The organism is Nonomuraea harbinensis (assembly GCF_019396385.1).
Lineage (GTDB): Bacteria > Actinomycetota > Actinomycetes > Streptosporangiales > Streptosporangiaceae > Nonomuraea > Nonomuraea ferruginea.
The window spans coordinates 1-12951 of record NZ_JAHKRN010000051.1 but is presented as its reverse complement, the minus strand read 5'-3'; the positions used below and the strand labels follow the sequence as shown (position 1 = coordinate 12951).

12 protein-coding genes are annotated in these 12951 nt (G+C 70.6%); 9 read left to right on the top strand and 3 right to left on the bottom strand.

Annotated elements, in window-relative coordinates; genetic code table 11:
• Positions 1-124 precede the first annotated feature (124 nt).
• A complete protein-coding gene (locus tag KME79_RS35965) occupies positions 125-511 on the bottom strand; it encodes a DUF5318 family protein (RefSeq protein ID WP_148035954.1) in 387 nt (128 codons plus the stop codon).
• Between the two features lie 133 nt (positions 512-644).
• Here KME79_RS35965 and KME79_RS35960 point away from each other — a divergent pair, with 133 nt between their 5' ends.
• On the top strand, positions 645-1232 hold the full coding sequence (locus KME79_RS35960) for a PadR family transcriptional regulator (RefSeq protein WP_148035953.1): 588 nt from the start codon (positions 645-647) through the stop codon (positions 1230-1232).
• A gap of 13 nt (positions 1233-1245) precedes the next feature.
• Complete coding sequence (locus tag KME79_RS35955; protein ID WP_219549783.1) at positions 1246-2325, top strand: inositol-3-phosphate synthase; 1080 nt, start codon at positions 1246-1248, stop codon at positions 2323-2325.
• 22 nt (positions 2326-2347) lie between these two features.
• On the opposite strand, the gene idi is transcribed toward KME79_RS35955, so the two are convergent.
• Entirely contained in the window at positions 2348-2944 is a 597-nt protein-coding gene (idi, locus tag KME79_RS35950) for an isopentenyl-diphosphate Delta-isomerase (RefSeq protein WP_148035951.1), read from the bottom strand.
• A 107-nt stretch (positions 2945-3051) separates the two neighbouring features.
• Here idi and KME79_RS35945 point away from each other — a divergent pair, with 107 nt between their 5' ends.
• A complete protein-coding gene (locus tag KME79_RS35945) occupies positions 3052-4338 on the top strand; it encodes an MFS transporter (RefSeq protein WP_219549781.1) in 1287 nt (428 codons plus the stop codon).
• Here KME79_RS35945 and KME79_RS35940 read toward each other — a convergent pair.
• Positions 4328-5731, bottom strand: a complete 1404-nt coding sequence (locus KME79_RS35940; protein WP_219549779.1) for a CCA tRNA nucleotidyltransferase — start codon at positions 5729-5731, stop codon at positions 4328-4330. The genes KME79_RS35945 and KME79_RS35940 overlap by 11 nt on opposite strands.
• Positions 5732-5877: 146 nt before the next feature.
• On the opposite strand from KME79_RS35940, the gene KME79_RS35935 reads away from it, so the two are divergent.
• The 6 genes from KME79_RS35935 to KME79_RS35910 all read left to right on the top strand — a co-directional run.
• Positions 5878-6402: an aminoacyl-tRNA deacylase gene (locus KME79_RS35935; RefSeq protein WP_219549777.1), complete on the top strand. Its 525-nt coding sequence runs from the start codon at positions 5878-5880 to the stop codon at positions 6400-6402.
• 47 nt (positions 6403-6449) lie between these two features.
• Positions 6450-8597: a DUF6049 family protein gene (locus KME79_RS35930; RefSeq protein WP_219549775.1), complete on the top strand. Its 2148-nt coding sequence runs from the start codon at positions 6450-6452 to the stop codon at positions 8595-8597.
• Positions 8594-10201, top strand: a complete 1608-nt coding sequence (murJ, locus tag KME79_RS35925; RefSeq protein ID WP_219549773.1) for a murein biosynthesis integral membrane protein MurJ — start codon at positions 8594-8596, stop codon at positions 10199-10201. Before KME79_RS35930 ends, murJ begins: the two co-directional genes overlap by 4 nt.
• A gap of 167 nt (positions 10202-10368) precedes the next feature.
• Positions 10369-11883, top strand: a complete 1515-nt coding sequence (locus tag KME79_RS35920; RefSeq protein ID WP_219549771.1) for a protein kinase family protein — start codon at positions 10369-10371, stop codon at positions 11881-11883.
• 15 nt (positions 11884-11898) lie between these two features.
• Positions 11899-12528, top strand: coding sequence for an RNA polymerase sigma factor SigM (sigM, locus tag KME79_RS35915; RefSeq protein WP_148035945.1), 630 nt, complete (start codon positions 11899-11901; stop codon positions 12526-12528).
• On the top strand, positions 12525-12951 hold a 427-nt coding region (locus KME79_RS35910), incomplete at its 3' end, for an anti-sigma factor family protein (protein WP_219549769.1). The genes sigM and KME79_RS35910, both read left to right, overlap by 4 nt.

The following is a 12951-nucleotide window of genomic DNA, read 5'->3' as shown; positions in this document are numbered from 1 at the left end:
TCCCCGGACGGGCCGTCCCTTCGTTGCTGCTGTAACTCACGCGTCCTCGCATCGTCGTCGGATAGCACGGCGGATTGGGGCGTGACTCCTCGCCGTCCTCGGTTCTGTCGTGCGGCCGTTTGCCCTAGCTCCGGCCGACGAGGCCCGGCGGCCCGTTCCCGAGGACGAACGAGACCGTCAGGTGATTCCAGGAACAACCTTGGCAGACCTCGACCACGTACACCCGGAACTCGTCGTAATCATGAGCCATCTCGGTCAGGTCTGAGGTCACCTTTGCCTGACCGGCATGGCGTCCGAGCGAGTCCCCGTACACATAGGTCACGTTGGTGACGTTCTCCCGCTCGCACATCGGGCAGAGGCGATCGGTCGGCTCGCCGAAGTGGCGGGCCGCCCGGAGGAGGTACGGCTGTGCGTCGCAGACGTCGCCGGGCGGAGTCCGCCCCGCGCGCACGGCGTGGACGACCGCCCGCTTGGCGAGCCCGTAGTCCACCACCCTTCGCTGTGACCACATGGGCGCCAGACTACGGCTTTTTTCCGATTGATCCCAACGACTTGGGGAAGTCGTCAATTGCTCGATATAGCGGCGCGACGTATCCTCTGGATGTATCGGCTCGATACATCGACGCGAGAGGAGGGCGGTTCCCATGGCCGGCGGACAACGCAGGGTGCTGGAACTGGCCGTGCTCGGGTCGCTGCACGAGACGCCGCTTCACGGCTACGAGCTGCGCAAACGGCTCAACACGCTACTCGGCATGTTCCGCGCGTTCTCCTACGGGTCGCTGTATCCCTGCCTGCGCTCTCTGCTGGAGCAGGGGCTCATCGCGGAGGAGCAACCGGCCCAGGCCACGATCGTGGGCGGCCGATCGAAGATCGTCTACAAGCTCACGGCGGAGGGCAAGGAGCGACTGCAGGAGCTGCTCACCCAGGCCGGCCCGTCGGCCTGGGAAGACGAGAGCTTCGGCGTCCACTTCGCGTTCTTCCGCCACACCGAGGCCGAAGTCCGCCTGCGCATCCTCGAAGGCCGGCGCAGCCGGCTGGAGGAGCGCCTCGACAGCGTGCGCACCGCCCTGGCCCGCACCAGGGAGCGGCTCGACAGCTACACCCTCGAACTCCAGCGTCACGGGCTCGAGTCCGTCGAGCGCGAGGTGCGCTGGCTCAACGAGCTGATCGCCACGGAAAGACGGGCCTCAGAGCGGGGCCCGGCAACAGACACCACATCAAGTGATGAGTAAGGGAGCGAGTGCGATGGGTTCGGTTCGCGTGGCCATTGTCGGTGTCGGCAACTGCGCGGCGTCACTGGTCCAGGGCGTTCACTACTACAGGGACGCCGACCCGGCCGCGCGCGTGCCGGGCTTGATGCACGTGAAGTTCGGCGACTACCACGTGGGCGACGTCGAGTTCGTCGCGGCCTTCGACGTGGACGCCAAGAAGGTCGGTCGCGACCTGTCGGAGGCGATCGTCGCCAGCGAGAACAACACGATCAAGATCACTGATGTGCCTCCGACGGGGGTGATCGTCCAGCGTGGCCACACCTACGACGGCCTGGGCGAGTTCTACAGCGAGATCATCGAGGAGTCCGACGAGACTCCCGCCGACGTGGTCCAGGTGCTCCGCGACAACCGGGTCGACGTGCTCGTCTCCTATCTGCCCGTGGGCTCCGAGGACGCCGCCCGGTTCTACGCGCGGTGCGCCATCGAGGCGGGGGTGGGCTTCGTCAACGCGCTGCCCGTGTTCATCGCCTCCGACCCCGAGTGGGCGGAGAAGTTCACCGAGGCGGGCGTGCCGATCGTCGGCGACGACATCAAGTCGCAGGTCGGCGCCACCATCACGCACCGCGTCATGGCCAAGCTGTTCGAGGACCGCGGGGTCGAGCTGCTGCGCACCTACCAGCTCAACTTCGGCGGCAACATGGACTTCATGAACATGCTGGAGCGCAAGCGCCTCCAGTCGAAGAAGATCTCCAAGACGCAGTCGGTGACCTCGCAGATCCCGCACGAGATGGCCAAGGCCGACGTGCACATCGGGCCGTCCGACCACGTGCCGTGGCTCGACGACCGCAAGTGGGCCTACGTGCGACTCGAAGGCCGCTCGTTCGGCGACACGCCGCTCAACCTGGAGTACAAGCTCGAGGTCTGGGACTCTCCCAACTCGGCCGGCATCATCATCGACGCCGTGCGCGCGGCCAAGATCGCCCTCGACCGCGGCATCGGGGGCCCGATCCTGAGCGCTTCTTCGTACTTCATGAAGTCGCCGCCCGTGCAGTACTCCGACGACGAGGCCCGCGAGCAGGTGGAGAAGTTCATCCGCGGCGAGGTCGAGCGCTGACCCCGGTCTTCGCGGCGCGTTTCTAGGGGGCGTACGGCTGGCGCGCGGCGGGCGGCAGCTCGTCCTCCGAGGCCGTCGGCCACTGGAGCGGGTCGGGGCCGAGCGCCGACAGCAGCGGCATCTGCTCGCGGCACCACGGCGAGATGGAGATCAGCTCGCTGAGCACGCCCTCGGCGAACTCGGGCCACGGCATCCACCTCGTCTCCCCCACCTCGTCGGGGTTGGGGCTGGCGGAGCCGTCGACCAGCACGCGGTAGACGGGGCACAGCTCGTGCTCGACGATGCCGTTGCCCATGACCGCGCGGTAGGAGAAGCCGGGCAGCACCAGGTCCGCCCGCTCGACGGACAGGCCCAGCTCGAAGGAGAGCCGGCGCAGGACCGCCTGGTCGAGCCGCTCGCCCGGCAGCGGGTGGCCGCAGCAGCTGTTGGTCCACACCCCCGGCCAGGTGAGCTTGTGGCCGGCGCGCCTGGTCAGCAGCACGCGGCCGTCGCGGTCGAAGGCGTAGCTGGAGAAGGCCAGGTGCAGCGGAGTCTCCCGGCCGTGCACGGACAGCTTGGGCGCGGTGCCGAGCGCGTGGCCGGAGCCGTCAACGAGTACCACGTGTTCCACAGTCGTCACGCTATGAAGCGTATGTGATCACGTGCTTCCCCTGAACCCGTTCGCCCACCTGATGCGCCAACCTCTTGTGTCCCCGCGCATCACAGGCTCAGGGCTAGGCTGACGGGGTGTCATTCGTCGCCGATCTGCGCGTGGTCCTCCGAGGCCGGGATTTCCGGCGGCTTTTCGGCACGAGACTGGTCTCCCAGTTCTCCGACGGGATCTTCCAGTTCGGCGTACTCGGGTTCGCCTTCTTCAACCCGGAGAGCCAGACCACCGCCCTGGGCGTCGCGGCCGGTCTGGCGGTGCTGCTGTTGCCGTACAGCGTGCTCGGGCCGTTCGTCGGGGTGTTCATCGACCGGTGGTCGCGGCGGCAGATCCTGATGATCGCGCCGATCGTGCGCGGCGCGCTGCTGCTCGGCGCGGCCGCCCTGGTGGCGGCCGACGTGCCCGACCCCGTCTTCTACATGGCGGCGCTGGCCGTGCTGGGCGTCAACCGGTTCTTCCTTGCGGCGCTGGGCGCCTCGCTGCCGCACGTGGTGCCGAGAGACCAGCTGATGGCCGCCAACGCGGTCACCCCGACCTCCGGGACCGTCGTCACCTTCGTCGGCGTGGGCGCCGGGTTCCTGCTGCGCGAGCTGTTCGGCATCGGCGACACGGGGGTGGCGTGGCTGCTGGCGACCTCCGGCGTGGTGTTCGGGCTCAGCGCGCTGATCGCGCGCACGATGGAGCGCTCGCTGCTCGGCCCCTCCCACGACCCGGACCGGCCGCAGACGCGCGAGGCGCTGCGCAACGTGGTGGCCGGGCTCGCCGACGGCGCCCGCCACCTGGTCGGACACCGGGTCGCCGCCGCCACGATGGGCGCGATGGCCGCGCACCGGTTCTTCTACGGCATGGCGACCGCGCTGGGCATCATCCTCTACCGCTACTACTTCACCGACGGCGATCCGGAGGCGGCGCTGAACGGGGTCAGCCTCGTGGTGGCCACCTCCGGCGTCGGCTACTTCCTCGCCGTGATCATCACCCCGTACGCGACCGAGTGGTTCACCATCACCCGGTGGGTGCCGATCGCGCTGACGTCCGCGGGCGTGCTCGCGGGCGTGCTCGTGGTGCCCTTCCAGGAGTGGGGGCTCCCGGTGGCCGGGTTCGTGCTCGGCCTGGCCGGGCAGAGCGTCAAGATCTGCGCCGACACGACCGTGCAGCGCGACCTCGACGACGTCTATCTCGGCCGCGCGTTCTCCGTCTACGACATGCTCTTCAACGGCATGTACGTGCTCGCGGCGGCCCTGTCGGCGGCCATCCTGCCGCCCGACGGCAAGTCGTACGCCGCCGTGGTGATCATCACGGCCGGCTACCTGGCGAGCGCGCTGGCCTACCGGATGATCACCCGGACGCGCGAGACGGTCAGCCCGTGACGACGCCGTTGGATTCGGCCCAGTCGAGCAGCGCGGCCGTGGCCTCCTCCTTGCCCAGCACGCCTTTGTCGAGCCGCAGGTCGAGCAGGAACTTGTAGGCCTTGCCCACCACCGGGCCGGGGCCGACGCCGAGCACCCGCTGGATCTCGTTGCCGTCGAGCTCGGGGCGGATCTTGGCCAGCTCCTCCTCCTCGGCCAGCCGGGAGATGCGCTCCTCCAGCTGGTCGTACGTGCGCGACAGGGCGGCCGCCTTGCGTTTGTTGCGCGTGGTGCAGTCAGCCCTGGTCAGCTTGTGGAGGCGGGTCAGCAGGTGGCCGGCGTCGCGCACGTAGCGGCGCACCGCGCTGTCGGTCCACTCGCCGGTGCCGTAGCCGTGGAAGCGCAGGTGGAGCTCCACCAGCCGCGACACGTCGGCGACGACGTCCTTGGGGAAGCGCAGCTCGGTCATCCGCTTCTTCGTCATCTGGGCGCCCACGACCTCGTGGTGGTGGAACGACACCCTGCCGCCGGGCTCGTGACGCCTGGTCTTGGGCTTGCCGATGTCGTGCAGGAGCGCGGCCCAGCGCAGGATGCGGTCGGGCTGGCCGTCGTCCTCCTGGGCGATCGCCTGGTCGAGCACGGTCAGGCTGTGCTCGTAGACGTCCTTGTGGCGGTGGTGCTCGTCGATCTCCAGGCGCAGCTTGGGCAGCTCGGGCAGCACGTGGGCGGCCAGGCCGGTGTCGACGAGCAGGCGCAGGCCGTCGCGCGGGTGGACGCCGCAGACCAGCTTGTCGAGCTCGTCGCGGATCCGCTCGGCCGAGACGATCTCGATGCGCCCGGCCATCTCCGTCATCGCGGTCACCGCCGCCTGGTCGACGGTGAAGCCGAGCTGCGAGGCGAACCTGGCGGCGCGGAGCATGCGCAGCGGGTCGTCGCCGAAGGAGCGCTCCGGCGGGCCGGGGGTGCGCAGCCGCTTGGCGGCCAGGTCGGGCAGGCCGCCGTAGGGGTCGACGAACTCGTTGGAGGGCAGCCGTATCGCCATCGCGTTGACGGCGAAGTCGCGGCGCTCCAGGTCGGCGTCCAGGGTGTCGCCGTACATGACCTCGGGTTTGCGCGACTTGGGGTCGTAGCTCTCGCTGCGGTAGGTCGTGATCTCGATCAGCCAGCCGCCTTTGCGCAACCCGACCGTGCCGAAGTCGATGCCGATCGTCCAGACGGAGTCGGCCCAGTCGCGCACGATGTCGAGCACCTGTTCGGGCCGCGCGTCGGTGGTCAGGTCGAGGTCCTTGCCGACGCGGCCGAGCAAGAGGTCGCGCACGGGACCGCCGACCAGGGCCAGCTCGTGGCCGTGGTCGGCGAACACGCGGCCGAGCTCGTCGGCCACGGGGGCGATCTTGCGGAACAGGTCACGCATGGCCCGCTGCTGCGTTTCGGTCAGATTTGAGTCGGACAAGCTGGGTAGGTCCTTCGATTCCGGAACATATCCCCCGAGCCACACCGGGTCCGGGTTACCTTCGGTCAGGGGACCGACGGCGCGATGGAACGAGGCAAGGAGGTCTCATGAAGGACGCCCTCGCGATCCACCGCTGGCTCCTCGCACACCAGGTCCACCATGAGATCGTACGCCTTCCGCGCCCCATCACTTGCGCGGACGAGCTTCCCGAGACGATCTCCGCCGCGCCCGAGAGGTGCGTGACGGTCACGGTGTTCGAGGTCGCTCCGAGGATAGGGCGCGAGTTCGTCGTCGCCGTCGTCCACCCTCTCGCCACTCCCCCGGGACCGGCCGCCGTCGGCGGCCTGCTCGGTGTCCGTACGGTACGCCTCGCGCGCGCGCACGTCGTCAACAGGGCCACGGACTACGCGGCCGGGCTGGTCGGCCCGCTGCTGCTGCCCGACGAGCTGCCGCTGTTCATCGACGACCGCCTGAGCGCCGACACCGAGCCGGTCTTCTCCGCCACCGGCGAACGCCACGCCGTGCTCAGCATGCGCGCCCTCGACCTGCTCACACTCGTGTCGGGGAAGACCGTCGACCTCCGCGTGCCGCAGCCCCGCGGAAGCCTGGAGGCGGTCGCGCCGGGGCACTGAGCCCGTACCATTGCGGGCGTGTGTCGTAATCCAGCCAGGGCGCAGGCGTGATCCGGAAGGCCACGCTGCTCGCCGTGCTCTCGGCCGCGCTGCTCGTCCCCTCCACGGTGGCGGCGGCGCCGGGCGCGGCTGCCGCGAGCGCCGCCGCGCGGCAGGGCATCGACCTGACCCTCACCTCCGTCACGCCCGATTACGCCACCGAGCGGGCGACCGAGATCAAGATCACCGGCACGGTGCGCAACAGCGGCTCCGTCGCCACGCCGGGCCTGCGGGTCAGGGTGCGCTACTCCTCCCAGCGCTTCGCCGACCGGGCCGCGATGGCCGCCTACGCCGACGACACCACGACGGCCACCCAGCCGCCCAACGTCTCGACCCAGTCGAGCATGGTCATCTCCGAGCTGGCCGCCAGCGCCTCCCAGGACTTCGAGCTGACCATGACGCCCGCGCAGTTCGGGCTGACCTCGTTCGGCGCCTACCCGCTCGCCGTCGAGGTGGTGCAGTGGGACGCCGTGCAGCTCGCCTCCCAGCGCACCTTCCTCACGTACGCGCCCGCGACCGGCCAGCAGCAGCCGGTGCGCAACCGGCTGGCGCTCGTGCTGCCCGTGATCGACCAGCCGCGCCGGTCCGACGACGGCACGTTCGTCGACGACGAGCTGGGCGCCGAGCTCACCGGCAAGGGCCGGCTGGCCGACCTGGCGCGCATCGCCGAGATCTCGCCCTCCAGCGTGACCTGGGTCGTCGACCCGGCGCTCTTCGACGACGTCCAGGCCATGACCAAGCCGTTCCGGGTCAAGACCGGCGACGGCAAGCCCGAGGAGCGGCCCGCCGACGCCGCGGCCTCCCAGTGGCTCGTCGGGATGCGCGCGGCGCTGGCCGACAATCCCGTCATCGCCACCCCGTACGCCGACCCCGACGTGACCGCGCTGGCCCACCGGGGCCTCGACCGGCAGCCGGGGCGCGCGCTGGAGCTGGCCGCGAAGAAGGCCGCGCTCATCAAGAGCGACGTGTCGACCTCGACCTACTGGCCGGTCGGCGGCATGCTCGACGCCGACGCGCTCGACCTGCTCGCCGTCGGCGCGCCCGGCGCCACCCGGGTCGGCAAGGTCCTGCTCGACCCGGCCAGCCTGCCGACCCAGCAGGCCGCCTCCGCGGCGACCGTGCTCCCCGCCGTCACCCCCGACGCCGCCACCACGCTCGACACCGTCATGGGCCCCGTCACCGCGCTGGTGGCCGACGCCGAGCTGAGCCACGTGCTCGAACCCACCCCCGGCACCCGCGGCTCGATCCTGCTGAGCAGGCAGCGGTTCATCGCCGAGACCGCGATGATCTCCGTCGAGCCGGGCCAGACCCGCGCGCGTTCCCTCGTCATGGCCCCGTCCCGGCGCTGGAACCCCAGCCCGACGCTCGTCTCGACGCTGCTGAAGACCGCGGGCAAGCTCCCGTGGCTGTCGCTCACCCCGCTCGACTCGATCAAGGTGCCCCGCGACCGGGTCCCGCGCGCCGGGCTGACCTACTCCGACCGCGACCGCAAGCAGGAGCTCAGCGGCAAGTACCTGGAGCCGGTCCGCGAGGTCGCCGCGCAGGCCCAGCTGGCCGCGGAGGTCACCGGCCAGCAGCAGTCGTCCTTCGACGCCGCGGTGCTCAGGCTCGCCTCCTCCGCCTGGCGCGGCGACACCAAGGCCGGCCGCGCCGTCACCGAGCAGGTGAGCGAGGCGGTCAAGGACCGCATCGGGAAGGTGTCGATCACCGGCGCCGGCCCCGACCAGCCGCGCACCCTCGCGGGCAGCGACGGCGAGGTCCCGATCAGCGTGAAGAACGAGCTGAGCACCCCCGTCTCGCTGTACGTCGACGTCAAGTCCGACGACCCGGGCCTGCTCGAAACCCATCTCCCGCAGCTGGAGCCGCTGCAGATCGACGGCGAGCAGAGCGGCACCGTCCAGATCCCCATGACCGTGACCTCCTCCGGCGGCGGCGACGCCTCGGTGACCGTCCAGCTGCGCACCGCCGACGGCCGGGCCTACGGCGAGCCGGTCAAACTGATCGTGCGCACCACCGGCTACACCGGCATCGCGCTGGTCATCGTGGGCGGCGCGCTGACCGTCATGCTGGCGGCGGTGGTCACCCGGATACTCCGGCGCAGGTCGCAGCGGCGGGTCGCACGGGCCGCCCGGACACGTGAGAGTGAGGCCATATGAGCCGCCTGCTGCGTGCCAGCGCCATCATGGCCGCCGGCACGATGGTTTCGCGCGTCACCGGGTTCGTCCGCACCATGGTGCTGGCCTACGCCATCGGCACGGCCGCGCTGGGCGACGCCTACAACGTCGCCTACGCCATCCCCTACAGCATCCTCGACCTGCTGCTGCTCGGCGTGCTCAGCAGCGTCGTGGTGCCGATGATCGTCAAGGCCCAGCAGCGCGACGCCGACGGCGGCCGCGCCTACGAGCAGCGGTTGCTGACGCTCGCCACCATCGCGCTCATCGTCGTGGCCGCGCTGGCGGTGCTGGCCGCCCCGCTGATCATCGACCTCTACACCGACTGGGACCGCGGGGAGCGCAAGTTCGAGGTGGCGGTGCGGCTGGCCCAGTTCATCCTGCCGCAGCTCGCCTTCTTCGGCATCGGCGCGGTGGCCGGGGCGATCCTCAACACCCGTGACCGGTTCGCCGCCCCGATGTGGGCGCCGGTGGTCAACAACCTGGTCGTCATCTGCGTCATGGTCGCCTACGCGATCATCGTCACCAACGGTTCCGACGTCGACGCCGTCACCAACGGCGAGCTGGCCCTGCTCGGCCTCGGCACCACGGCCGGCATCGTGGCCCAGGCAACGGTGCTGGTGATCGCGCTGAAGCGGGCCGGGTTCCGCTTCGTCGCCCGCTTCGACCTGCGCAACGCCCGCCTCGGCGAGATGGCCAAGATGGGCGTCTGGACCATCGGCTACGTGGTCGTCACCCAGCTCGGGTTCCTGCTCACCACCAACCTCGCCAGCGCGGCCGGCGACGTGGTCAGCGGTCACGGCGTCTCCCCGTACACCCTGGCCTTCCAGCTCTTCCAGCTTCCGTACGGGGTCGTCGGCGTCTCGGTGATCACCGCGATGCTGCCCAGGATGAGCCGGGCCGTGGCCGAGGGGCGCTTCGACGAGGTGCGGTCCGAGTTCGGCTCCAGCGTGCGGCTCGTCGGGGCGGTGATGGTGCCGGTGTCGCTGCTGCTCATGGTGCTCGGGCCGGCGATCGCCGTGCCGCTCTACGGCCACGGCGCCAACACCGTCGCCAACGCCGTCTACATCGGCAACGTGCTGCAGGTCTACGGCCTCGCGCTGGTGCCGTTCGCGGTCTTCCAGCTGCTGTTGCGGGTCTTCTACAGCTTCGGCGACACCCGCACGCCCGTCTTCGTCGGCGCCGGCACCACCGCCGTCAACGCCGCCCTGATGGTGCTGCTCTACAACCTGCTGCCGGCCCGCTACGCGGTCATGGGGCTGGCCCTGGCCTACGCGATCGCCTACGCGCTCGGCGCGCTGCTGGCCTGGGTGCTGGCCTCCCGCCGGGTCGGCGGGCTGGGCGGCTGGCAGGTCTGCATGTCGATGACCAGGATGTATCTCGCCGCCCTGCCCACGGCGGTGCTGGCCCTGGCCACCGTGTGGAGCATGCAGGAGATCTTCGGGATGCCCGGCTTCCTCGACTCGGTGATCACTTTGGCCGTCGGCGGCGGGCTCGGGATGATCCTTTACCTGTGGGTCGCCCACCGCGCGCGCATTCCCGAGGTCAGCTCGGTCGTTGGGATGGTCGCCGGGCGGGTACGCCGCTAAAGAGCGCGGGGAGCAACCGGCTCGGGCACTAGCATGGTGCCGACACGCGCGAATGGAAGCAGGAGGGGCGTGGGCGGATCCATCCGGCATAGCGTGCCTGCGCAGGACACCGCCAGGCAGGCACGTCGAGCCGTGACCAGGGATGATCGGGCGAGCGAGGTGAGCCAGTGAGCACATCGGCGATCGAGCCCGGCACCCGCCTCTCCGACCGGTTCCGGCTGGAGGACCGGGTCAGCGAATCCGACGGCGCCACCTACTGGAAGGCCATCGACGAGATCCTCGCCCGCCCCGTCGCGGTGCTGACCTTCGCGCCCGACTTCCCGCGCGTGCAGGAGGTCGTCACCGCCGCCCGGGCCGCGAGCAGGCTCACCGACCCCCGACTCACCCAGGTGTTCGACGCCGCCCAGGACGACGATCGCGCTTACGTCGTCAGCGAGTGGGTGACCGGCGACACCCTCGCCGACCTGCTCTCTTCCGGTCCCCTGGATCCCGAGCGGGCCGCAGGGCTGGTGGCCGAGGCCGCCGAGGCGCTCGCGCACGCCCACGAGGCCGGCCTCTACCACCTGTGCCTGCGCCCCGGCAACCTGGTGTGGACCACCGGAAACACGGTCAAGGTGCTGGGCGTGGCCGTCGACTCGGCGCTCTACGGACTGACCACCGACCAGCCCGGGCTCGACGACGCCGAGGGCCTCGGCCGCCTGCTGTACGCGGGGCTGACCGGCCACTGGCCCGGCGACGAGGAGGAGGGCACGCTCCCGGCCGCGCCGATGACCGACGGCCACTTCTGCACCCCCCGCCAGGTGACCGCCGGCGTGCCCGGTTATCTCGATACGGTCACGATCCGGGCCTGCCTTCCCGAGTCGCGCCGGGGGCAGGGCGCGCTGTCCAGCCCCGCCGAGATCGCCGAGGCGCTCGCCGACGTGGCCAGGCCGATGCCGATCTCGATCCCGTACGGATCCGCGCCGTCGGTGACGACGTCGGCCTCACCCAGTGAGGGCCTCGACACCGACCGGCGCAGGCTCACGGCGCCGCAGCACCTCCAGCCGGCCGTCCAGACCGGGCCGCAGGGCGGCGGCAACGTGCTCAACCGGGCGCTGATGACCGCGGTCGTGCTGCTGGTGATCGTCGCGGTGGGCGTCGGCGCCTGGACGATCGGCCGCAGCCTCGGCAGCCCCGACGGCCAGGAGGCGCAGCCCACGCCGACCACCGCCACCACGTCGCCGCCCGCCCAGGCGCAGGCGGTCAAGGCCGAGAAGGCGACCGGGTTCGACCCGCTCGGCGACCAGGAGGAGAAGGCCGAGCTGGCGGCCCTCACCATCGACGGCAAGCCCAGCACGTTCTGGAAGACCGACAACTACAACAGCGCCGCGCTGGGCAATCTCAAGGACGGGGTGGGCCTGCTCCTCGACATGGGCAAGTCCATGCAGATCAGCGACGTGGTGGCTACGCTGGGCGAGGCCCCCGGCGCGACCGTCGAGCTCAAGGTCGGCGACCAGGCCGACCTGTCGTCGCTCAAGACCGTCGCCCGGGTGAAGGGCGCCTCCGGCAAGACGACCTTCAAGCCGGAGCAGACTGCCAGCGGACAGTACGTTTTGATCTGGTTTACCCGTCTTCCGGCGGACGCGGGCAAGTTTCATGGCACCATCTATGAAGTAGTCGTGCACTCTCCAGGATCGGCATAACCAGGAATCCCTCTTGTGAACTCCCCACCCGAGACCCCCTCACCAGCGGATCGGCCTGCGGTCAGCGACGCCGATCTGCTGGCCGCGCACATCACCGGGGATCCTCACGCCTTCAGCGAGATCGTCAAGAGGCACCGCGACCGGATGTGGGCCGTCGCGCTGCGCACGCTCGGCGACCCCGATGAGGCCGCCGACGCCGTCCAGGACGCCTTCGTCTCCGCCTACCGCAAGGCCGGCTCGTTCCGCGGCGAGGCCGCCGTCACCACCTGGCTCCACCGCATCGTCGTCAACGCCTGCCTCGACAGGATGCGCCGCAAGTCCGTGCGCCCGGTGGCCGACGACGAGCTGATCGAGGCCGCCGAGCGCGACGCCCAGCTGCCCGACCAGACGGTCGAGCGTGAGGTGTCGATGGAGGTCTCGGCCGCGCTCAAACTGCTCCCCGCCGACCAGCGGGCCGCGCTCGTGCTGGTCGACATGATGGGCTACTCCGTCGAAGACGCAGCTCAGGTGCTGCAGGTGCCCAGCGGGACGGTGAAGAGCCGATGCGCCAGGGGCCGCGCGAAACTTGCCCCGATTCTTTCGCATCTGCGGAACCGATCTGACTTGAGTCGCGTCTCATCCGCGAAGGGAGACAGAACTTCGTGACGGGTGAAACGCACTACGATCTGGACGCCCTCGCCGATTTCGCCGAGGGCCTCCTAGACGCCGACACGGCCGGCCTGGTCCGCGACCACCTCGCGGTCTGCCCCCCATGCGGGGAGCTGCTGGCCGATCTAGCGGCGGTTCGAGAGGTGCTCGCGGCGACTCCCACGCCGGCCATGCCGATGGGTGTCGCACTGCGCATCGACAAGGCGCTGGCCGCCGAGGCGGAGTCCCAGCGCGGCGGAGTCGGCCTGGCGGATGCGCCGGACTGGGACAAGCTCATGCGTGACGCTCCATGGGAGCGGCAGGAGCCGGAGCCCGTGCGACTCGGGGTGGTCTCCGACGACGGCACGGTCGTCCCGGCCCGCACGCGCACCGCCCGGCGGCGCCGGTGGGCGATGCCTGCGGTGGCGGCGGGCGCCGCGG